We start from the raw sequence: 22,964 nt of genomic DNA on the forward strand, positions 1-22,964 counted from the left end.
ATACGGATGCAAGCTAGACTGATACTTGAGGACGGAACCGTATTTGCGGGCCAGTCGTTCGGCGCCGAGACATCCAAACCCGGCGAGGTTGTTTTCAATACAGGCATCACAGGCTACCAGGAGGTTCTCTCCGATCCGTCCTATTGCGGCCAAATCGTCACGATGACGTACCCGCTCATCGGCAACTACGGCATCACCCGCGACGACTTCGAGACGGTCGCTCCGTTCATCCACGGCTTTGCGGTTCGCCGCCACGAGCCGGTGCCGAGCAACTGGCGCGCCCAGGTATCCCTCGACCGGCTGCTCAAGGAGCACGGCATCCCGGCGATCAGCGAGATCGACACCCGGATGCTCACCCGCAAGCTGCGCCACTTCGGCACGATGAAGGGCATGATCACGACGGGCAATGAGCGCGTCGAGGCGATCGTCGAGCAGCTGACCGGCGCATCCCTGATGACCGATCAGGTCGCCCGCACGTCGACGAAGCAGGTGTTCACGAGCCCCGGCTTCGGCGAGCGCATCGTGCTCATGGACTTTGGCGCCAAGAGCGGCATCCTGCGCGAGCTGACCAAGCGCGGCTGCGACGTCGTCGTCGTGCCGCATGACACGTCCGCGGAGACGATCCGCCGCCTGAATCCGGACGGCATCCAGCTGTCCAACGGCCCTGGGGATCCGCAGGACGTTCCTTACGCGGTGGAGACGGTGAAGCAGCTGCTCGGCGAGTACCCGATCTTCGGCATTTGCCTCGGCCATCAGCTGTTCGCCCTCGCCTGCGGCGCGGATACCGAGAAGCTGAAATTCGGCCATCGCGGCGGCAACCATCCCGTCAAGGAATTGGCCACCGGCCGCTGCTACATTACGAGCCAGAACCACGGCTACACCGTGCCCGAGGCGTCGATCGCCGGCACGCAGCTGACCGTGACCCATATCAACAACAACGACAAGACGATTGAAGGCCTGAAGCATAACGAATATCCGGCTTTCTCGGTCCAATACCATCCCGAGGCGGCTCCAGGGCCGTTCGATTCCAGCTATCTGTTCGACGAGTTCCTGGAGATGATCCGCACCCACCGCCGCAACAACCCGTCCAGACCGCGCCAAGCCCAGCTGTCGGATGCGTCCAAAGGAGAGCTGCTGTATGCCCAGAAATAATCTGCTCAAAAAAATCCTCGTCATCGGCTCCGGCCCGATCGTCATCGGCCAGGCCGCCGAGTTCGACTACGCCGGAACCCAGGCCTGCCAGGCGCTGAAGGAAGAAGGCTACGAGGTCGTGCTGATCAACAGCAACCCGGCCACGATCATGACCGACACGAACATGGCCGACAAGGTGTACATCGAGCCGATCACGCTGGACTTCGTGTCCCAGATCATCCGCCAGGAGCGTCCCGACGGACTGCTGCCGACGCTCGGCGGCCAGACCGGCCTCAACATGGCGGTCGAGCTCGCCCGCGCCGGCGTGCTGGAGCGCGAGAACGTCAAGCTGCTCGGCACGCAGCTGTCGGCCATCGAGAAGGCCGAGGACCGCGACCTGTTCCGCGACCTGATGCGCGAGCTGGAGCAGCCGGTGCCGGAGAGCGTCATCGTCACGACGGTCGAGGAGGCGGTCGACTTCGCGAACTCGATCGGCTATCCGATCATCGTGCGTCCGGCCTACACGCTCGGCGGCACGGGCGGCGGCATCTGCGCCACCGAAGAGGAGCTGCTCGAGACGGTATCGTCCGGCATCCGCTACAGCCCGATCGGCCAGTGCCTGATCGAGAAATCGATCGCCGGCATGAAGGAAGTCGAGTACGAGGTCATGCGCGACGCCAACGACAACTGCATCGTCGTCTGCAACATGGAGAACTTCGATCCGGTCGGCGTGCATACGGGCGATTCCATCGTCGTAGCGCCGAGCCAGACGCTGTCGGACCGCGAGTACCAGATGCTGCGCTCCGCGTCGCTCAAGATCATCCGCGCCCTGAACATCGAGGGCGGCTGCAACGTGCAGTTCGCGCTGGATCCGTTCAGCTTCCAATACTACGTCATCGAGGTCAACCCGCGCGTCAGCCGCTCCTCGGCGCTCGCCTCCAAGGCGACCGGCTATCCGATCGCCAAGATGGCGGCGAAGATCGCCGTCGGCTATACGCTGGACGAGATCGTCAACCCGGTAACGGGACAAACCTACGCCTGCTTCGAGCCGACGCTCGACTACATCGTGTCCAAAATTCCGCGCTGGCCGTTCGACAAGTTCACCGGCGCCAACCGGAAGCTCGGCACGCAGATGAAAGCGACCGGCGAAGTCATGGCGATCGGCCGCACGTTCGAGGAATCGATGCACAAGGCGATCCGCTCGCTTGAGATCGGCGCTCATCGCTTCCACCTGAAGGACGCGGCCGGCTTGTCCGACGAAGTGCTCCGCACCCGCCTGGCCAAACCCGACGACGAGCGCATGTTCCTCATCGCCGAAGCGTTCCGCCGCGGCTGGACGCTCTCCGACATCCAGGACATCACGAAGGTCGACTGGTGGTTCCTCGACAAGATCGAAGGCATCGTCGCCTTCGAGGACGAGCTTCGCCGCGCGCCCGGCCTGACCAAGGAGCTGCTGTACCAGGCGAAGCGCAAGGGCTTCTCCGACCGCTCGATCGCCGAGATCCGCCGCGAGGGCAGCCAGGCGACGATGACGACGGAAGCGGAAATCCGCTCCTTCCGCCACGAGCAGCAGCTGCGCCCGGTATACAAGATGGTCGATACCTGCGCCGCCGAGTTCGAAGCGACGACCCCGTACTACTACTCCACGTACGAGGTGGAGAACGAAGTGCTGGAGACGGACAAGGAGAAGGTGCTCGTGCTCGGCTCCGGCCCGATCCGCATCGGCCAGGGCATCGAGTTCGACTACTCCACCGTGCATGCGGTGTGGGCGATTCAAAAGGCCGGCTATGAAGCCGTCATCATCAACAACAACCCGGAGACGGTATCGACCGACTTCAGCACTTCGGACCGGCTGTATTTCGAGCCGCTGTTCTTCGAGGACGTCATGAACGTCATCGAGCAGGAGAAGCCGATCGGCGTCATCGTGCAGTTCGGCGGCCAGACGGCGATCAACCTGGCGGCTCCGCTGGCTGCGGCCGGCGTCCGGATTCTCGGCTCCAGCCTGGAGAGCATCGATACCGCGGAGGACCGCAAGAAGTTCGAAGCGCTTCTCCGCAGCCTGGACATCGCACAGCCGGAAGGCAGCACGGTGACCAACCTCGAGGAGGCTGTCGTAACGGCTGGCCGCCTCGGCTATCCGGTGCTGGTCCGTCCTTCCTACGTGCTCGGCGGACGCGCGATGGAAATCGTCTACTCCGACGAGGAGCTGGTCGGCTATATGGCGGAAGCGGTGAAGATCAATCCGGAGCATCCGGTGCTGATCGACCGCTACATGCTCGGCAAGGAAGCGGAGGTCGACGCGATCTGCGACGGCGAGACGGTCGTCATTCCCGGCATCATGGAGCATGTGGAGCGCGCAGGCGTCCACTCCGGCGACTCCATCGCGGTCTATCCGCCGCAGTCGCTGTCCGCGGAGATCAAGCAGCAGATCGTCGACATTACGATCTCGATCGCCAAGGCGCTCAAAGTCGTGGGCCTCGTCAACATCCAGTTCGTCATCCATAACGACAAAGCCTATGTCATCGAAGTCAATCCGCGTTCCTCGCGCACGGTTCCGTTCCTCAGCAAGGTGACCAACCTGCCGATGGCGAATCTCGCGACGCGCGCCATTCTCGGCACGAAGCTGGCCGAGCTCGGCCATGTCGACGGCCTCTGGCCGGAGGACAGCTTCGTCTCCGTCAAGGTGCCGGTATTCAGCTTCGCCAAGCTGCGCCGCGTCGACCCGACGCTGACGCCGGAGATGAAGTCGACCGGCGAGGTCATGGGCCGCGACGAGCAGTATGCGAAGGCTCTGTACAAAGGCCTCATCGGCGCCGGCATGAAGATTCCGCTGCAAGGATCGATCATCGCCACCGTCGCCGACAAGGACAAGGAAGAAGCGATCGAGCTGCTGAAGGGCTTCTACGCCATCGGCTACAAGATCATCGCGACCGGCGGCACGGCCGAGTCTCTGGAGAAAGCGGGCATCATCGTCGAGCATGTGAACAAGCTGAGCGAGGGATCTCCGAACATCCTCGACCTCATCCGCAGCGGCAAGGCGCAGTTCGTCTTCAATACGCTCACCAAAGGCAAGACGCCGGAGCGCGACGGCTTCCGCATCCGCCGCGAGGCGGTCGAGAACGGCGTCGTCTGCATGACGTCGCTCGATACGGTCCGCGCGCTGCTGAAGATGCTGGAGACGATCAACTTCAGCTCCAATCCGATGCCGGTGCTGCAATAATTCCATGATGCACGGCCAGCCTCGCGGCTTGTCGCCGGAACGCCTCCTGCGGAGGATCCGGCGCCGATCCGCGGAGCATGGCCGTTCTCTATGCCCATAAATTACGTTGAGGAGGAGTACCATGAGCGTACAGACGTTGAGCCGCGAGCAGGCGGCGGGCAAGGTGATGGTCGCGCTGGATTATCCGGACGCGGCTTCGGCCGAGAAGCTGCTGGCGGCGCTTGAAGGCATTCCTTGTTATATGAAAGTAGGCATGCAGCTGTTCTATGCGGCGGGTCCGGACTTCGTCCGCAGCCTGAAGCAGCGGGGGTATAAAGTGTTCCTGGACGTGAAGATGCATGACATTCCGAACACGGTCAAAGGCGGAGCGAACAGCGTCACACGCCTCGGCGTCGACATGTTCAACGTCCATGCGGCCGGCGGCCGCGACATGATGGAAGCGGCGATGGACGGAGTCGACGAGGCGCTGGATGCCGACTCCACGCTGGCCCGCCCGACGGTCATCGCCGTGACGCAGCTGACCAGCACGAGCCTCGAGATGCTCAACGACGAGATCGGCATCCTCGGAACGATGGAGGAGGCGGTCAAGCGCTACGCGCTGCTGGCCATCGCTTCCGGCCTCGACGGAGTCGTCGCCTCGCCGCATGAAGTAACGCTGGTCAAAGACTTTTGCGGGCCGACATTCCAGACGGTGACGCCGGGCATCCGTCCGGCCGGCGTCGATATCGGCGACCAGAGCCGCGTCATGACTCCGTCTGAAGCGCTTCAAGCCGGAACCGATTATATGGTCATCGGACGTCCGATCACGAAGGCCGCAGATCCGCGCGCCGCCATCGAATCCATTATCGAGGAGCTGATCAAGCCATGAGCACGATCCAACTGGAAAGCCTTCCGCGGGAAATCGCCGCCAAGCTGCTGGAGATCGGAGCGGTCGCGCTTCGTCCCGAGGAGCCGTTCACCTGGACATCGGGACTGAAATCCCCGATCTACTGCGACAACCGCCTGACGATGTCCTATCCGGAGATTCGCGAGCTGATCGCCGAGGGCTTCGCCGCTGTCATCCGTCAGAACTACCCCGATGCGGACGCGATCGCGGGCACCGCAACGGCCGGCATCCCGCATGCGGCCTGGGTAGCGCAGAAGCTGAACCTGCCGATGTCCTACATCCGCGACAAGGCCAAGGGGCATGGCAAGCAGAATCTGATCGAAGGCCGGATCGCCGAGGGCCAGAAGGTCGTCGTCATCGAGGACCTGATCTCGACCGGCGGCAGCTCGCTCAAGGCCGCGCAAGCGGTTCGCGAAGCCGGAGCGGAAGTGCTGGCTGTCCTGGCCATCTTCACGTACCAGTTCAAGCAGGCATCCGATGCCTTCGCCGAGGCTTCCGTGCCGCTGGCGACGCTGAGCAGCTATTCGGCGCTCATCGACGTTGCCGCCGAACGCGGCGTCGTGGAGAGCGGGCAGATCGATTCGCTCAAGGCTTGGCGCGAGGACCCGCAAGGGTACGGGAAGTAAGAGCACATTTTGACGCCAACCAATCTGGCCGGCTCCGCGAACAAGCGGGGCCGGCTTTTTTATCCGTCGAGTTAAGCCTAAAGGGCTGGCCCCATCCAACTAAAGTCGGCATAAAAAATCCGAATAAGGAAGACATTCCCAGACGTCTCTGCTAAACTGCTGAAGGGGGTGGCAGAGCGAAATGAATACCAGAAACCGGCTTCTAGCCGGAATCATCGCGGTCCTGATCGCCGGAAGCTGGATCGGCAACGTCCTTTATTATCGGAGCGGCCAGCTGCGGGAGCCGCTGTTCATGAATCATGAAATCATGACGACCACGCAGGGAAGCATAATCGATCTCTACTATTTGGAGAACAAGAGTACAGGCAAAAAAGTGACGGCCATCCAAATCGAAGCGCTGCCGTCGCTCCGGTTTGAATTGACCGAGTGGCAGAGCTTTTCCCATCAGAAATTCATGCATGCCTTCGGCTATGCCGAAAGCGATCTGCAACCCGGCAAGTATACAGAGGCGACCGTCTATTACAATGAAGGGCCTCCGAAGAAAGTGCCGATCGGCATCATCGAAGTAGAGGATGGGGAGGGAGACGGGAACGGGGCGCTGAATTTCTACTCTTCGGGCGGAGGCAGCGACGGCTCCGGATTCATAAGCGGACGCTTGAGAAGGGATAGCGTGGTTGAGGAGGTCTCGACCAGCATCGGCGACAACTACAAGCCGCTGCTGACCTATGAGCTGAAAGCGACGATGCCGGGCGCAGGCGAGCTCGTTCCGATCCAGCTGCCGGAGCGGGTCCCGCAAGGCGCATCGCTGCGAGTGGACTATCAGTGGCATGAGCAGGACCCGGCCGCCGGAATCCCGACCGTGTTCAGGCCGTGGATGACGATCCGGTCGCAAGCTTCGGACGGAACGGAGCGGATCGATAAGAACCTGATCCAGTTCAATCTGTATCTGACCGAAGCCCAGGTACGCGCCCTCGTTAAAAGGGAGGCGAATCCATGATCGACGCCAGATTGATGGCTCCGCTGCGCCGTCTCGGCTGGGGACTTACGCTCATCTTTATCGATATCCGGTTCGGAACCATTGATATTCTGCCTGACTTCATCGGCTGCCTGATGGCGGCTTCCGCGCTCGGGACTCTCGCTTCGAGCCATAAATCGTTCGGCAAAGCAAGGGCGGCAGCCTATATTCAGGCTCTCTTGTCGCTGCCGGATCTGGTCCTGAAATCGGATACGCTGACTGGCTTCGCTTCGGTACCGCTCGGCATGCATCTGTACGGCCAAGGCTTGACGCTGCTGCATACGCTTATGGCGTATTGGCTGTTCCAGGGCTTTCTGGCGCTGGCGAAGGAAGCCGGAGCTGTCGAGCTTGCGGGAACCATTGCCGGACGCGGCAAGCTCTATCTGGCTTGCAGCGTCCTGCAGCTCTTGGCATACCCGTATCTGCTGAACTTCAACGATCAGGGCTGGATGGTTGCATTCGGCGCTTTTGTCGTCTTTTTGCTCCTGCTGGAACTGCTGCTGCTGCGGATTCCGTTCCGGCTGGCCAAGCTGCCGCCTAGGGAAGAGGAAGAGAAGGGGAGGATCATCGATTGGAAAGCATGAGATCAATAAAACGCTTGATGCGGGGAGAGCCGCTTCCTCTGGAGCTGCTGCTGCTAGCCGATCCCGCACGGGATCTCGTCGAGGAATATGCCGGGCGCGGGGAATGCTGGGTGCTGGAAGATGAAGAAGCGCATGCCGCCATCGGGGTGTACGTCCTGATCCGTACCCGTCCGGCAACGGCTGAGCTCGTGAACGTGGCCGTCTCCGAGTCCCATCAGGGACGCGGCATCGGCAAGAAGCTCGTGCTTCATGCCGTCGAACGCGCTCGTGAGATCGGCATGGCGACGATCGAGGTGGGCACGGGCAGCACGGGCATTGGCCAGATCGCGCTGTACCAGAAATGCGGGTTCCGGATAACCGGGGTGGACCGCGATTTTTTCATCCGGCATTATGAGGAGGAAATCATCGAGAACGGAATGATTCTGCGCGACATGCTCCGGTTTTCGATGGATTTGTAGACCTTATTCGTGTCGAATAATGATTGTTTATATTTCAATAGACATTTCTCCTATCAGCGTCGATAATAGACGGGGAGTTTCTAGAGATAGAGGTACAATCGACCTAAGTTGGGGGATATGAACATGACAAACAAATTCAAACGAACGGCCGGGATATTGCTGGCATCCGCGGCGCTTGCGACCGGGGCAGCAGGCTTAGCGCCGGCAGCCTCGGCAGCGAAAGCTCCCATCAGCGTAACCTTGGACGGAGCTTTGCAGAAATACGATCAGTCGCCGATCCTGCTGGAAGGCTCCACGATGGTGCCTTTGAGAGGCATTTTCGAGGGACTGGGAGCGAAGCTGTCGGTTTCGGGCAAAAAAATTACGGCGGTCAAGGGCCGCAAAACCGTCGTTCTGACAATCGGCGAAAAGACGGCGGTTATCAACGGCCAAAAAGTCACGCTGGCCCAGCGCTCCGTCGTGCTGAAGGGGCGGACGCTCGTTCCTCTGCGCTTCGTCGGCGAAGCGCTTGGAGCGCATGTCAGCTGGAACGCCTCCAAGTCGCTCGTGACGATTACGAGCCAGACGCCGGAGGAGCTTCAGCTCGAGCTGGACGGATACGCCAACGGCTACGTCTTCAAGCAGGATATCGCCGGTCTCAAGGGACTGATGGCGGACGGCTGGAAGATCGCGAAGAGCAAGGCGCCGCTGCTGAACAGCGTCGGATTCCGCAACGAGGAGATGATCCGCTTTTTCCTCGATCAGGGAGCATCGCTCCAGACCGCCGATCTGGACGAGAACGGCCAGAACGTGACGGTGTTCGATGTCGTTTCCTATCCGTACAAATTCACTGCAACGGGTTATGCGGAGACGACGGAAGAGGCCGATCTGGCGACCGTGAAGCTTCTGCTCAGCTATAAGCCGGATATTCCGGCCATCGAAAAAGCTTACGGCTCCGTTCTGTGGCATGCCATCCTTTCCGGCAGAGCCTCTATCGTGACGGAGCTGCTGAAGGCCGGCGCCGGCGTCAAGGCATACGATGCCGGAGACTATTTCCCGCCGCTCATCGCGGCTACGACGGCGGTGGACAAGGACGGCAAGCGCATGCCTTCGATGGTGGAGCTGCTCCTCAAGAGCGGCGCGGATGCCAACGATTGCAACTGCGATGCTTCCCAGGACTACACCCCGCTCGAAAATGCCAGCCGTACGATGTACGACGAGGATGAATACGGGGAGTCCGTAGCTTATGACCCCGATCCGGCCGTCGTGAAGCTGCTGCTGCAGTACGGGGCGGATCCGAAGCGCGACAATTCCCTCTACGAGGCTGTCGGCGCGGGCAGCCTGGAGATCGCCAAGCTGCTGCTTGCAGCCGGCGCCGATCCGAACAAAGTCTATCCAAGCGCGGAGGAAACGCCGCTGGAATATGCCAAGGCCATCGAGGATGCGGACATGATCGCTCTGCTCGAGGGAGCCGCCAAGCAAGCGTAAAGCGGCAGCTTTTCGAATTGCCCTTCAAAATGAAAAATGAACTCATCCTTGGATAGTCAGGAGGCTGCGGGCATGGAACTCAACCCTGCCGACAGACTGCAGGAAGCCGTATCCTTGCGAGCAGAGGGCGACGCCGAGAAGGCGCGCCTCCTGCTTGCGAAGCTGGCGGATGCGCATCCGGAGGACGCGCAGATATGGTATCAGCTCGCCTGGACCCATGATTCGCTCGGGCTGGAGAGGGAGGCGGTGCCGCTGTACGAGAAGGCGCTGTCGCTCGGCTTGCCCGAAAAGGATGACATTGGCGCGAGACTCGGCCTCGGCAGCACGCTGAGGACGCTTGGCTCATACGGGGACTCCGAGAAGCTGCTTCGCGAGGCTTTGGCCAAGTACCCGCAGCGGCGGGAATTCAACGTGTTCTTGGCCATGACCCTGCATAATCTAGGCCGCCATGCCGAGGCGATGGAGCTGCTCCTCGTGCAGCTGGCCGAGACGAGCTCCGACGAGGGGATCTCCTCGTACGGACGGGCTTTGAGCTTTTATTCCGACAAGTTGGATCGGGTTTGGAGTTGAAAAAAAGGCTTTACGTTCCGTTTTTTGCCATGTAATATGTACCATCAAACGGAAGGGTTTCTAGGGATCCGGGAAGCGGGCCGCCATGCGCCGCCCTCTCTTCGTCCGAACCGAGCGAAACCGCCGCGGCGCGATAGGCCGTGTACACCGTAGGGATAAAAGACCTTCGGAAAGTTCCGCCTGCTTGGTCAGGCCGGCTTTTCGAAGGTCTTTTTTTTGCTATCCATACCCGGACTGAAGGCCTGATTCCAGCGGAAATCATAGACAGAAGGGGGCGTCGGACATGAAGGTGCTTGAGACAAAAGGGCTGAAAAAAACGTTCATGGTCAAGCGCAAGCAGCCTGGACTCGGGGGAAGCTTCCGCTCGCTGTGGAAGCCGGAGTGGGGAGAGAAGGAAGCGGTGAAAGGAATCGATCTTGCGGTAGAGGAAGGAGAGACGATCGCGTTCCTCGGTCCGAACGGCGCAGGCAAATCCACGACGATCAAGATGCTCACCGGCATTCTGCATCCGACCTCGGGGGAGGCGAAGGTGCTTGGCTATACGCCCTGGCAGGAGCGCGGACGGCTGGCTTATCTCATCGGCACCGTATTCGGGCAGAAATCACAGCTGTGGTACCACCTGCCGCCGAGCGATACGTTTGAGCTGATGAGCCGCATCTACGAGCTGGACCGGGACGTCTACCTGAGACGGAAGGCTTCGCTCATCGAACGCTTCGATCTCGGTCCGTACCTGAACGTGCCGGTTCGGAAGCTGTCGCTCGGAGAGAGGATGCGCTGCGAGATCGCGGCCTCCTTCCTGCATGGACCGCGGCTGCTGTTCCTCGACGAGCCGACGATCGGGCTCGACGTCATCATCAAGGAGCGGATCCGCGAGCTCATCGCGGAGCTGAATCGGGAGGAAGGGACGACGGTCTTCCTGACCTCGCATGATGCGGGGGACATCGAGAAGCTGTGCCGCCGAGCGGTCGTCATCCATCACGGCGGCATCATGGTCGACGGGCCGGTGGAGGGGCTGAAGCGGGACATTCTGAGGTACAAGACCGTGACGGTCAGGCTGGCGGGGGAGGGGCGAGGCTCCGGAGCCGCGGTCCAAGGCTTGGCCGGGACGGAGCTGCTGGAGGCGGAGGAAGGCGTCCTGAAGCTTTCGGTCGATCTGACGAGCACCGACATCGAAACGGTGCTGTCCCGGCTCATGGGAAGCATCCGCATCGCGGATGTAACGATCGAGGACCCGCCGATGGAAGAGGTCATCAAGACGCTATTCTCCAGAAGCCGCGATCATGATTCGGCGGCCGGTGGTTCATTTGGCGGGGAAGGAGGGGGGCTGCCATGAAAACGGAAGTCCAGAATCTCGAAGGAACAGTACGAGGATATGATCCGCTCGGCGATCGCGGATGGGGACGGAGGAGGTACTCATCGCCAAAGGAAGCGGCGGTGCTGAAAGGGCGCAAATACGCCGCCGTCGGCACCATCACCTTCAAGCAGCAGACGGCGTACATGGCGGATTTTCTCATCCGCTCCGTCTTTCTCCTGCTGATCCTGTTCATCTTCATGCAGCTGTGGAGCGCCGCCTACAGCGGGCAGGGGGGAGCGGAGGCGAGCATCGGAGGCTTCGTCCTGAGGGACATCATCTGGTATCTCGTCCTGACGGAGGCGTTCACGATGGCCTGTCCCCAGCAATGCACGAGAATCGAGGAGGAGGTCAAAAGCGGAGGCGTCGCCGTCCGCCTGCTGACGCCGATATCCTATGTCGGTTATCAATATTTCTCCTATATGGGCGAGGCGCTGCTCCGCTTCGGCGTCAATCTCGCCGCAGGCATGCTGATCGGCTGGCTGATGGTCGGACCGCCGGATTTCGGCTTCGGCTGGGCGGGCATGGCGGCGCTCGGCCTCGGCTCCTTCACGATTGCTTACCTGCTCAACATGTCCATCGCGCTGTGCGCTTTCTGGGTCGAGGAGACCCGCGGCCTGGAGTTCGTCCTGCAGAAGCTGCAGTTCACGGTCGGCGGCATGCTCATTCCGCTCGATCTCATGCCGCACTGGCTGCAGCAGATCTGCGCATGGCTGCCGTTCCAGGCAGTGCTGTACTTCCCGGCGAAGACGGCCGTGGGCGGAATGGGCGCCTTGGGGGCATTTCTCGGCATCCAGATGATCTGGATCGTGCTGCTCGGCGCGCTGGTCGCCTGGATCTACTCGAGGGGAGTGAGAAGGCTGAATGTCAACGGAGGCTAGAAAAGGAAGCTTGCGAAAGGGAACGCTGCCGTTCCTGCTTACCTGCTGGAAGCTCAATCTGGCGGGGGCGATGGAATTCCGGCTCAGCTTTTTCATGACGGCCGGCATGATGTTCCTGAACAATGTCATCTGGATCGTGTTCTGGGGCATTTTCTTCAGCCGCTTTCCGTCGGTCAACGGCTGGGAGCTGAGCGATGTCATGATGATGTGGGCCGTCGGCACGGGCGGCTTCGGCTGGGCGAGCATGCTGTTCGGCAATTTCAACCGCATCGCCTTCATCACCTCAAGGGGAGAGCTTGATGTGTATTTGACCCAGCCGAAGCCGGTGCTGCTCAATGTGCTGGCAAGCCGCATGTCCCTTACGGCCATCGGCGATTTTTTGTTCGGCTGGGCGATTTACGCGTACGCAGGCGATCATTCTCTCGGGGGCCTGCTGCGTTACCTGCTTGCTTTGCTGCTGGCCGGCCTGATCTTTCTGTTCTTCAATGTCGCGGCGGGCTCGCTCGCGTTCTTCATCGGCAACGCGGAGGGAATCGCGTTCCAGCTGTTCAACGGCCATCTGGCCTTTACGACGTATCCGACGGATATTTTCAAAGGGGCGGTGCGGCTCATCCTGTTCACGGTCATCCCGGCGGGTTTCATCAGCTACATGCCGATCGGGCTGCTGCGGGGCTGGCAGGGAGATTATCTGCTGCTCGCGACCGGTGCCGCGGCGCTGCTCGCCGCCGGCTCCATCGGCTTCTTCTACTGGGGGCTGAGGAGGTACAGTTCGGGCAATATGATGACGATGCGAAGCTGACGGGCTGGAGGCGCCGACGAGGCGTTGGATGCACGGCAAAAAAGCCTTCAGCCGCGGCTCGACTCCAGGTGAAACCGAATGCGGCAGGAGAGCCGGGCTGAAAGGGTTCCATTGTTTGGCTGACTGCGCATGTCTCGCCTGAAGCCGGATCGAGGCCGCCTTCAACCGGAGGGCGGCGCGCGGATGGCCCTTTATCCGGAACGGCCGCTATTCGTTGGCCGGCTACAGCCAGCCGGCGTAAAACCGCTCGTAGCCGTCTCTCATGACCTTATCCGAGAAGCGCTCGAAGGCATAGCCGCGGTTGTCGGATGAAACCTTGAGCGGGGATGCGGCCGCCATGTTCAGCAGCTCGAACCAGTTGCGCTCGTTGCCGGCGAACGTGTGCGTGGAGGAAATATGGCCGTAGCAAGGATGATCCGGCTTCACGACCAGCTTGCCCATCGCCATCGCTTCCGCCAGCGGCATGGAGAACGTATCGAAGACGCTGGAGCTCCAATATACTTTGGACGAGTTCATCAGCCCGAAGATGTCTTCTCGCGACAGCGCGAAGTGCAGCGTGACATTGGAAGGGATGTCGTAGCGCTTCATGCTTTCCCGGTAGCGCTGCCCGCCCATGACCATGACGACATCCTTGTCCGGATTGCGCCGGGCATATTCGATCGGCAGCTCCGGCCTGCGGTTGGGCTCGTCCCGGCCGATCCAGAGGATGCGGTTGCCGATGACGGCATCCGGATCGTAATGCTTGCGGGCGAGATCGCCCTCGAAGCCGATCGGGATGACGTCCACGTCGGTGACGCCGTAGTCGGTCTTGAACAGTCCCTTGAGATAGTCCGTATGGACGACGGCCTTGTCCACGATGGAATAGAAGGGCTTCATCATCTCGTACCCGGTCAAGTCCGGATGCGGGTAGGAGTGGGGAAACAGCACGCATTTGTCCACGAACATCTTGAGGTAGGTGAAGCCCGATACGGTATAGATGACCCGGTCGATCTTCTCCCGTTCCAGCTGCTCCAGCACGAGATCGTAATTGACGAGATCGCCCTTTTCGTATTCGTAGCCGGGAGCCTGGTCGTAATCGCTGACATGGCGCTCCGGCATGATATAGACGATTTCCACGCCCAGCTCACGGCTGAGCTCCTTCAGCCTTTCGGCGTAAATCCGCGGCCCTTGCGCCTCGGCGAACTGGATTTTTCTCATCACTAGCCCTACTTTGATCAATGGAAACCCTCCTGAATGTGTGCATCCTGCTGTCATTATAGAGCACTTTGGGAGAGAGGTTAAGCCGCCAAGCGCATTCCTGCCGAGGGGAGATCGAGTTTCTATGAATAGAGCCGTCAAATGGATGCAAACATTCTATGACCGCGATAACCGGACTAAGCTGAAAGTCTACCGGGACAAAGCGGAGCTCATCGGAAAACGGAATTTGAAAGCATGGGACGATCGACAGCTTCAGGCGGAATCCGTCCGGCTGCAAAAAGAAGCCAAGTCCGGCACGCCTTTGGACGAGCTGCTAGTCGATGCCTATGCGCTGGTCTGCGAGGCCGCGAAGAGAAAGCTGGGATTGCAGCCTTACGATGTCCAGATCATGGCTGCCATCGCCCTGCACGAGAGGTTTTTGATCGAGCAGCATACCGGCGAAGGGAAAACGCTCTCTGCGGTCATGCCTGCTTACCTGAACGCGCTGACCGGGAAAGGCGTTCATGTGCTGACGTTCAACGATTATTTGGCCCATCGGGATGCGGAGTGGATGGGTCCGGTCTATCGTTTCCTGGGGCTGACGGTCAGCTCGGTTCAAGCGGGCATGAGCCTGTCCGGGAAACGGGAAGCGTACGCCAACGATATAACCTACGTTACGGCCAAAGAGGCGGGATTCGATTATTTGCGAGACACGATCGCGCTGAACGAAGCCGATATCGTGCATCGTCCGTTCCACTGCGTCATCGTCGACGAAGCGGATTCGCTGCTTCTCGACGAAGCGCGGGTGCCGCTGGTCATCGCCGGCGAGGCCGGCTCTTCCGGCAATGACGGCATCCGTTTCGCAGAGGCGGCCCGGCAGCTGCAGCAAGTCGAGCATTACGACTTCGACGAGTTCAAGCGGAACGTTTATTTGAATGAAGCCGGCTCGGCGAAAGCGGAGTCGCTGCTGGGCTGCGGCAATTTGTACACAAGCCATAACAGTCATTTGCTGACGTCATTAAACTGCGCGCTGCATGTGGAATTGTTATTGAAGAAGGACGTCGATTACATCGTCCGGGACGGGGAAATCGAGCTGATCGACGAATATACCGGCCGCGTGGCGGAGAACAGGCATTTGCCGGATGGGCTGCAAGCCGCGCTTGCGGCCAAAGAAGGGCTGCAGTCGAAAGGCGGCGGGGAAATTCTCGGGACGATTACCCTTCAGCACTTCCTCAGCCTGTATCCGAAAATCTGCGGAATGACGGCTACCGCGCACGCTTCCGCAACGGAATTCGAAGAAATCTATGCGCTGCAGGTTGTGCAAATACCGCCGCACCGGCCAAACATTCGGATTGACCATCCGTTCCGGATCCATACCCATAAAGAAGCCAAACTCAAGGCGCTTGTTCACGAAATCTCGTCCGTCCATGCGACGGGACGCCCCATTCTCATTGGGACGTCAAGCGTCGAGGAGTCTGACAGGCTGGCGGAGGCGCTGGCGGCTGCCGACGTAACCTGCCACGTTCTGAATGCGAAAAATGACGCAAAAGAAGCCGAGATCATCGCCAAAGCGGGAGAAATCGGCGCCGTGACGGTATCGACGAATATGGCGGGACGCGGCGTCGACATCCGGCTCGGCGGCGGCAGCCCCGCGCAAGCCGAGGTTGTCGCCAAGCTGGGCGGACTGTACGTCATCGGCACGCATGTGAACGAAAGCGTGCGGATCGACGACCAGCTGCGCGGTCGCTCTGGCCGCCAGGGCGACCCGGGAGCTTCCGTATTTTTCGTAAGCCTGGAGGACGAGCTGCTGCTGCGGTTCGGCATCGATAAAGCGTATCGCAATCTCAGGCAGGATGAGGCTATCGACAAGCCGGTGCTCCGCAGCAAAATCGCGCATATTCAGCGCGTTGTTATGGGCCAGAACTTCCATATCCGCCAGGAACTGAACTGTTATTCGGATATGGTGGAGGAACAGAGGCGCATTCTATACGAGGAGCGGCTCGGAATTTTGAAAGGCGAGACGCCGATGAGCCCTTCGGAGCAGCGGGTACGGCTGTTTTATATCGACAAGTTCTGGGCTGACCATCTGGCTTACGTTTCTTACCTTCGCGAAGGCATCCATTTGGAGAGCCTTGCCGAGCGCAATCCAATCGCCGAATTTCATGCGCAAATCATCCAAGCCTACGAGCAAATTCCAGCTGAGATAGATCGAGAGTCGGCGGATATGCTCCTAAGGCTCGGGGGGGCGAACGATCCGGCAAAGTGGGAACAGCTCGGGCTGAAGAGCCCCGCTTCCACTCGGACTTATATTATCAACGACCAATACATTCAGAACAATCGCAGCTCATGGACAGCAGAAACAATAATGGCTTATTATATTCGCAAGATAATGAAGCCGGTATTGGACCGGGCATTCGCCGCGCTGAACAAAGGCTGACGGCGTTGTCCCCGCGACCAAGCCGGCGAATCGCCGGGCTTGCGGTTTCGCGAGCTGGATGGGCTGCTGCTGAGGAGAACAATCCGGTCCGGCTCCCGGTGTTCCAGGATCTGCTTGCGGGGAGCAAGCGGCACCCTGAGAAGCTGGCCTTTCGAATCGACTCCAATGGATGACGATGATAGGGAGACGGCCAGCCGAAGCATGCGGGTTGCAATTTCCGTTGTTTTTTCCGATTGGATTCGCTGTGCTAGAATAAGAGGATCAGAGAATTACAGCGTTGTCAGGAGGAGAACAGTTATGGTCAGAATCGGAATCATCGGATCCAATTTCATTACAGAGACATTCATCGATGCGGCGAGGCGGGTGCCGGAGGCGGTCGTGGCGGCCCATTATTCCCGCTCCGCGGAGCGGGGCAAGGAATTCGCCGACAAGCATGATATTGCGCTGCGCTTCACCGAGCTGCAAGAGATGGCGGACAGCGACGCCATCGACGCGGTCTACATCGCCAGTCCGAATTCCCTCCATGCGCCGCAGGCGATCTACTTCATGCAGCGGGGCAAGCATGTGCTCTGCGAGAAGCCGATCGCGTCCAACGCGCGCGAGCTGCGGGAGATGATCGCCGCGGCCAAAGAGAACGGCGTGCTCCTGATGGAAGCGATGAAGTCGACCTTCGTGCCGAACTTCTCCGCAATCCGGGACAATCTCCCGAAGCTCGGCAGGATCCGGAACTACTTCGCCTCCTTCTGCCAGTACTCGTCCCGGTACGACCGCTACAAGGCGGGCGAGGTGCTGAACGCCTTCAAGCCGGAGCTGTCGAACGGCTCGCTCATGGATATCGGCACCTACTGCATCTATCCTCTCGTCGCTCTGTTCGGCAAGCCTTTGTCGGTGCAGGCAAGCGCCGTCATGCTGGATTCCGGGGTGGACGGCAAAGGCACGCTGACGCTTTCCTACGAAGGAATGGATGCCGTGCTCGTCCATTCGAAAATATCGGATTCCTCGCTCCCGGCGGAAATCCAGGGCGAAGACGGCGTCATGCTCGTCACCCGCATCAGCCAGCCGGACAGCGTCGTCATCCGCTACCGCGACGGCCGTCCCGAAGAGGATGTGACCCGGCCTCAGTCCGACAACACGATGCAGTACGAGATCGAGGAATTCACGCGCCTGATCCTTGGCGGCAAGCTGGAATCTGGCATCAATACGTTCGACAACTCTCTGGCGGTGCTGGAAATCATGGATGAAGCCAGGCGGCAGATCGGCCTGGAGTACCCCGCCGACAGGCGCGACGGAAGCATCGCTTGACGAATGGCGGCATGGATTTTTTTATGAAACCAATTGCGCTTGAATAAGGAAGGGGCTGTTCCGAGTCATATCCATGGCTTGGGACAGCCTCTTTTTCCGTGCATCCGCAATGAGGCCGGATGGCTCCGCCCACTAGCCCTGAATGTCGAAATTTGACCGAAAAACAGGCCGCCAGCAGCAAGCGGCATCACTTGACACCGGTACAATGGAACTCTTTTGCAAAAAAAATCGGTGAAAACCAAATTAAGGTGTAACCTTTAAGCATTTCCAATCGTCAGAACGAAAATGAGAAAGATGAGAAAAGGGAGAGGGTCTATGGTTTGGAAATTGAAACGCCCGGGGGAACAGCTGCCGGCAGAGACGGGCCAAGACGCCGCCGCCGAAGCTGCGGGCGAGGAGCTTCGCCAGCCGCAAGGCCGGGCAGAGCCGATCCTGCAGGTCATCGGCGTGCATCGCTCGTTCCATTCCTCGGGCGCCGACGTGCATGTGCTGAAGGGAATCGACATGAAGGTCGATCCGCTGCAGCTTGTCATGCTCAAAGGCCGGTCCGGCTCCGGCAAGACGACGCTGCTCAATCTGATCGGAGGTCTGGACACTCCTTCCCAAGGGAAGATATGGTTCGACGGTCTGCCCTTCCATGAGCTTGGAGACGATCGCCGGACCGTGGCGCGCAGAGAGCGAATGGGATTCATCTTCCAGGCGTTCGCCCTCATGCCGCTTCTTTCCGCCTGGGAAAATGTGGAGCTGTCGCTCCGGATGGCGGGAACGCCGCGCGGCGAGTGGAAAGAGCGGGTCGCGCACTGCCTGGAGCTGGTCGGGCTCGAGAAGCGGATGAAGCATCGTCCCTTCGAGATGTCCGGAGGCGAGCAGCAGCGGGTCGCCATCGCCAAGGCCATCGCCCATCGGCCGAGGCTGCTGCTGGCCGACGAGCCGACGGCGGAGCTGGATTCCCAGATGTCCGCCCAGATCATGAATGTATTCCGCACGATCATCAAATCCGAGCAGGTCACGATATGCATGACCACTCACGATCCTACGATTTTGGAGGTTGCCGATCATGTTTACGAAATGGTGGACGGTACGTTCATCTAAAAGCGCCGCGGCCGTGCTGCTGGGCTGTTCGCTGATTATGTCCGGGGGCTGCTCGCTGCTGCCCGCCGAGCAGTCGGAGGAGGTGCTCCCGTCGATCGCGCCGCCCCAGATCTCCAAGAAGCCCGAGTACGAGGTGACGACCGAAACGCTGACGACGACGGTGGACACGACGGGCAAATTGATTTCTTTGCGCGAGGAAACGCTCTATTACACGCTGGACGGCAAGCGGTTGAAGGACTTATACATAAAAGCAGGCCAGAAGGTCAAAGCGGGCGATCCCATCGCTTCGCTGGACGTGGAGGATCTGCAGAAGCAGGTGCGCGACCAGAAGCTTCAGTTCCGCAAGGACGAGGTGGGCATGAAGGAGACGCTCCGCAAGAAGGACGAGATGCCTCCCGTCGATTTTGAAGCGGCCGTCATCGCCTTCGAGGAGAAGAAGCAGGCGATAGCCGATCTGGAGCAGCAGATCGCCAAGGCGACGCTGACCGCGCCGTTCTCCGGCACGATCGTGCAGCTGACGCTGCAGAAGGGCGATGCCGTCAAAGCCTACGATCCCGTCTGCGTCATAGCGGACACCTCCCAGCTGGTTCCCGGCATTCAGCTCGATTCCAGCGATCTCGAGAAGGTGTCGGTCGGCATGAAGGCCGTCGTGGATATCAACAACGCCGGCACGATCAACGGCAAGGTCAAGACGCTCCCCGTCAAAGCCGCCGATGACGAATCGGGCGGAAACAACGGCAGCGGAAGCGGCAACGGCGGCGGCACCGGAACGAAGCCGGAGCGCCCCGAGGATTTCCTGACGGTACAGCTGGACAAAATGCCTGCCGGAGTTACCCGGGGCACGAGGCTTTCGGTCAGCATCATCGTGAAGAGCAAGCCGAACGCCGTCGTCATTCCGCCTTCCGCGCTCCGGAGCATCGGCTCGCGGACCTATGTGCAGGTTGCCGAGGGCGAGACGAAGCGGGAGGTGGATGTCGAGGTAGGCGAGCGCACCGCAACGGCGATTGAAATCCTCAAGGGCCTCGAGCCCGGGATGAAAGTGGTGGGCAAGTAAGGTGATGCTCATTCGATTCCTGTTCCGCAAAATGTGGAACACGCGCTGGCTGACGCTCAGTTCCCTGGCGGGCCTCGTGCTCGCCGTCGCGTTCGCGGTCAGCATACCCATGTATGCGGACGGCGCGCTGAAGCGCGTCGTCACCCAGTCGCTTCAGGAGAAGAGCGAGGGCCTTCCGGCCGGTTCCCTGCTGATGCGCTATTCCGCCTCGGGCGGTCCTACCGATCTCGGCTCGCTGAAGAACGTGGACGCCTATATCCGCGGGGAAGTCCCGGACATGATCGGCTTCCCGGTCGAGACCGCGGTGAAGAACTACGCGATCCGCAGCGCCGCGATCACGCCCGAGGATCCGACCAAGGTCGACGCCAGCATCATGAGGCAGTTCTCCCTGCAATCGCTGTCCGGCCTCGAGGCCCAAGCCGACCTGGCGCAGGGCCGCTGGTTCGCGGGAGGCAAAGGAGACGGCAGGACGGTAGAAGCCGTCGTTCTCGACGATGCCTTGTACCGGGCGGATATGCACGTGGGAGACGCATTCGATTATCCCGTCTACGCGAACGGCTCCAACCAATCGATCCGCGTCGTCGTCGTCGGCACCTTCAAGCCGAAGAAAAGCAGCGATCCGTACTGGTATCAAGGGCTCGAAGGGCTCATGAGCACCTTCCTGATCAGCGATGCCGCCATGGAGGATTCCCTCCTGACGGGGAACAAGATTCCGGTGCACAGCAGCAGCTGGTACTACTCGTTCGATCTCCGCAACATCCGCACGAGCGAGCTGTCTCCGCTCAGCCAGACGCTGGAGAGGCTCAACATCGACCTGTACCAGAAGCTTACCGACACGAAAGTCGAAATCAGCTTCGCTACGACCTTGCAGGAATTCCGCAAGATGAGCGTGCAGCTGCAGACGCTGCTGTTCACGCTGGCGGCGCCGATGATCGCGATGGTGTTCTACTTCATCGCCATGAACGCCCGCCAGGCGCTCGACAAGCAGCGCAGCGACATCGCGGTACTCCGCAGCCGCGGAGCCGGAACGAGGCAGATTGTCTGGCTGTACTTGCTGGAGAGCCTGCTGCTCGGAGGCGCGGCGCTCGTGCTCGGACCGATGCTCGGCTGGTTCATGGCCAAGAGCATCGGCTCGGCGAACGGCTTCCTGCAATTCGTCGACCGCAAGTCGATTCCGGTCGGCTTCACCACCGACGCCATCATCGCGGGATGCGCAGCGGTGCTGCTGGCCATGCTGGCGACGGTCATCCCGGCGGTCATCTACGCCCGCGCTTCGATCGTCGGCTACAAGCAGCAGCTGGCCCGCTCGGACCGGGCGCCCGTATGGCAGCGATGGTTTCTCGACATCCTGCTGCTCGGAGCGACCGGCTACGGCTGGTATCTGTTCAACCAGCGGCAGATGCTGACGTTCCAGACCGGCATGACGACGGATCAGCTCAACGTGCAGCCGTTCCTGTTCTTCGTGCCGGCGCTGGCGATTTTTTCGCTCGGACTGTTCTTCCTGCGGCTGTTCCCGTGGCTGCTGCGCCTGTTCAACTGGCTCGGCCGCAAGCTGCTGCCGGTTCCGCTGTACTTGACGCTGACGCAGCTGTCGCGCTCGTCCAAAGGTTATTACCCGCTTATGATTCTGCTTATCCTTACCTTGGGGCTGGGCGTGTACAACGCCTCCGCGGCCCGGACGATCGATCTCAACTCCACGGAACGGACGCTGTACCAATACGGCACCGACGTGGTCATGCAGACGGTATGGCCGGGATCGCCCGAGCTTCCTCCGACGCAGGGAGGCGGCAGCGGCAACGGCTCCGGCGGCAATGGCTCCGGCGGCAACGGCTCCGGTGGCAATGGCTCCGGGGGCGGAGCAGGCGGCGGAGGCCAAGGCGGCGGAGGCAATCCGGTGCCGGCTACGATCCGATACAGCGAGCCGCCCTTCGAGCTGTTCCGCACTCTGGAAGGGGTCGAGGCGGCGGCGCGGGTGCTCCAGACGAAAGGGAGCATCGTTGTGTCGGGACGCTCCATCGGCCAAGGCACGCTGATGGGGATCGACAATGTGGATTTTGCCAAAGTAGGCTGGTTCCGCAACGACCTGTATCCGGTCCATCCGTTCAACTACCTCAACAATCTGGGAATCTACGCGGAAGGCATGGGAGCGATCATTCCGACTTCGATGGCGGAGAAGTACCAGCTGAAGCTGGGAGATACCGTCTCGGTCGGACTGTCGGACGGCATGATCGATTTCTCCGTCGTCGGCATCCTTCCTTATTGGCCGTCCCAGTATCCGGATCAGTCGCCGTTCATCATCGCCAACCTGGATTACATCTACGATCAGGTGCCGATCATTCCTTATGATGTCTGGCTCAAGATGAAGCCCGGAGCGAAGGTCGCCCCGCTCATGAGCAAGCTGGCGGCGCAAGGCGTCGAGCTCGCATCCGTGAAGGACGTGCGCACCGAGCTCGTGACGCAGAGCAAGCTGCCGACTCGCGGCGGGGTGTTCGGCATCCTCAGCCTCGGCTTCCTCGTCTCCGTCATCGTGACGCTGACCGGCTATATTCTGTACTGGTTCTTCAACCTGTCGGGACGCGTCGTCCAGTTCGGCGTGCTGAGGGCGATGGGACTCTCGCGAGGACAGCTGACGGGCATGCTGCTTCTGGAGCAGCTGTTCACGGCCGGCCTCAGCATCGGCCTGGGCGTGCTCATCGGCAAGATCGCGAGCATCCTGTTCCTGCCCTTCCTGGAGACGACGGACGGCTCCAGCGGCAACGTGCCGCCGTTCCGCGTCGTGTTCAACAGCCAGGATACGGCGCAGCTGTACGGAGTCGTCGGCTTCATGATGCTGACGGGAGCTCTGCTGCTGCTGCTTCATATCCGCAGGCTGCGGGTCCATCAGGCGGTCAAGATGGGAGAGGAGCGGTGATGGC

At 60.5% G+C, this 22,964-nt stretch carries 18 protein-coding genes; 17 read left to right on the plus strand and 1 reads right to left on the minus strand.

The features are described 5' to 3' along the window. Positions 1–6 precede the first annotated feature (6 nt). The 12 genes from PHU01S_RS05965 to PHU01S_RS06020 all read left to right on the plus strand — a co-directional run bounded on the left by PHU01S_RS05965 (position 7) and on the right by PHU01S_RS06020 (position 12,988). On the plus strand, positions 7–1,152 hold the full coding sequence (locus tag PHU01S_RS05965; RefSeq protein WP_048748552.1) for a carbamoyl phosphate synthase small subunit: 1,146 nt from the start codon (positions 7–9) through the stop codon (positions 1,150–1,152). Next, positions 1,139–4,351: a carbamoyl-phosphate synthase large subunit gene (gene carB, locus PHU01S_RS05970; protein WP_049867661.1), complete on the plus strand. Its 3,213-nt coding sequence runs from the start codon at positions 1,139–1,141 to the stop codon at positions 4,349–4,351. Before PHU01S_RS05965 ends, carB begins: the two co-directional genes overlap by 14 nt. 121 nt (positions 4,352–4,472) lie before the next feature. Then, the gene (gene pyrF / locus PHU01S_RS05975) at positions 4,473–5,219 is read left to right on the plus strand and encodes an orotidine-5'-phosphate decarboxylase (RefSeq protein WP_127506666.1); all 747 of its coding nucleotides are present in this window, start codon (positions 4,473–4,475) and stop codon (positions 5,217–5,219) included. Further along, positions 5,216–5,863 (plus strand): orotate phosphoribosyltransferase, encoded by a 648-nt coding sequence (pyrE, locus tag PHU01S_RS05980; protein ID WP_048749759.1) that lies wholly within the window; start codon positions 5,216–5,218, stop codon positions 5,861–5,863. Before pyrF ends, pyrE begins: the two co-directional genes overlap by 4 nt. Positions 5,864–6,044: 181 nt before the next feature. Beyond that, positions 6,045–6,860 (plus strand): hypothetical protein, encoded by an 816-nt coding sequence (locus tag PHU01S_RS05985; RefSeq protein WP_021877034.1) that lies wholly within the window; start codon positions 6,045–6,047, stop codon positions 6,858–6,860. Further along, on the plus strand, positions 6,857–7,462 hold the full coding sequence (locus tag PHU01S_RS05990) for a hypothetical protein (protein ID WP_021877035.1): 606 nt from the start codon (positions 6,857–6,859) through the stop codon (positions 7,460–7,462). The genes PHU01S_RS05985 and PHU01S_RS05990 overlap by 4 nt, the downstream gene beginning before the upstream one ends. Continuing rightward, positions 7,459–7,920, plus strand: a complete 462-nt coding sequence (locus PHU01S_RS05995) for a GNAT family N-acetyltransferase (RefSeq protein WP_127506668.1) — start codon at positions 7,459–7,461, stop codon at positions 7,918–7,920. Before PHU01S_RS05990 ends, PHU01S_RS05995 begins: the two co-directional genes overlap by 4 nt. Positions 7,921–8,043: 123 nt before the next feature. Continuing rightward, positions 8,044–9,387, plus strand: a complete 1,344-nt coding sequence (locus tag PHU01S_RS06000) for a stalk domain-containing protein (RefSeq protein WP_048749760.1) — start codon at positions 8,044–8,046, stop codon at positions 9,385–9,387. A 72-nt stretch (positions 9,388–9,459) separates the two neighbouring features. Next, a complete protein-coding gene (locus PHU01S_RS06005; RefSeq protein ID WP_048749762.1) occupies positions 9,460–9,957 on the plus strand; it encodes a tetratricopeptide repeat protein in 498 nt (165 codons plus the stop codon). A gap of 283 nt (positions 9,958–10,240) precedes the next feature. Beyond that, entirely contained in the window at positions 10,241–11,290 is a 1,050-nt protein-coding gene (locus PHU01S_RS06010) for an ABC transporter ATP-binding protein (protein ID WP_049867656.1), read from the plus strand. Next, positions 11,287–12,189 (plus strand): ABC transporter permease, encoded by a 903-nt coding sequence (locus PHU01S_RS06015; RefSeq protein WP_127506670.1) that lies wholly within the window; start codon positions 11,287–11,289, stop codon positions 12,187–12,189. The genes PHU01S_RS06010 and PHU01S_RS06015 overlap by 4 nt, the downstream gene beginning before the upstream one ends. A 10-nt stretch (positions 12,190–12,199) precedes the next feature. After that, positions 12,200–12,988 (plus strand): ABC transporter permease, encoded by a 789-nt coding sequence (locus PHU01S_RS06020; protein ID WP_232313346.1) that lies wholly within the window; start codon positions 12,200–12,202, stop codon positions 12,986–12,988. A 222-nt stretch (positions 12,989–13,210) separates the two neighbouring features. On the opposite strand, the gene PHU01S_RS06025 is transcribed toward PHU01S_RS06020, so the two are convergent. Continuing rightward, positions 13,211–14,206 (minus strand): glycosyltransferase, encoded by a 996-nt coding sequence (locus PHU01S_RS06025; RefSeq protein ID WP_049867655.1) that lies wholly within the window; start codon positions 14,204–14,206, stop codon positions 13,211–13,213. 103 nt (positions 14,207–14,309) lie between these two features. Here PHU01S_RS06025 and PHU01S_RS06030 point away from each other — a divergent pair, with 103 nt between their 5' ends. The 5 genes from PHU01S_RS06030 to PHU01S_RS06050 all read left to right on the plus strand — a co-directional run bounded on the left by PHU01S_RS06030 (position 14,310) and on the right by PHU01S_RS06050 (position 22,960). After that, positions 14,310–16,601 (plus strand): preprotein translocase subunit SecA, encoded by a 2,292-nt coding sequence (locus PHU01S_RS06030; RefSeq protein ID WP_127506673.1) that lies wholly within the window; start codon positions 14,310–14,312, stop codon positions 16,599–16,601. Positions 16,602–16,898: 297 nt separating this feature from the next. Further along, positions 16,899–17,903 (plus strand): Gfo/Idh/MocA family protein, encoded by a 1,005-nt coding sequence (locus PHU01S_RS06035; protein WP_048749767.1) that lies wholly within the window; start codon positions 16,899–16,901, stop codon positions 17,901–17,903. A gap of 315 nt (positions 17,904–18,218) precedes the next feature. Beyond that, entirely contained in the window at positions 18,219–18,995 is a 777-nt protein-coding gene (locus tag PHU01S_RS06040; protein WP_127506675.1) for an ABC transporter ATP-binding protein, read from the plus strand. Beyond that, the gene (locus PHU01S_RS06045) at positions 18,961–20,049 is read left to right on the plus strand and encodes an efflux RND transporter periplasmic adaptor subunit (RefSeq protein WP_048749769.1); all 1,089 of its coding nucleotides are present in this window, start codon (positions 18,961–18,963) and stop codon (positions 20,047–20,049) included. The genes PHU01S_RS06040 and PHU01S_RS06045 overlap by 35 nt, the downstream gene beginning before the upstream one ends. Before the next feature lie 4 nt (positions 20,050–20,053). Then, positions 20,054–22,960, plus strand: a complete 2,907-nt coding sequence (locus PHU01S_RS06050) for an ABC transporter permease (RefSeq protein ID WP_127506745.1) — start codon at positions 20,054–20,056, stop codon at positions 22,958–22,960. Positions 22,961–22,964 lie beyond the last annotated feature (4 nt).

This window comes from Paenibacillus humicus NBRC 102415 (assembly GCF_004000905.1).
Lineage (GTDB): Bacteria > Bacillota > Bacilli > Paenibacillales > Paenibacillaceae > Paenibacillus_O > Paenibacillus_O humicus.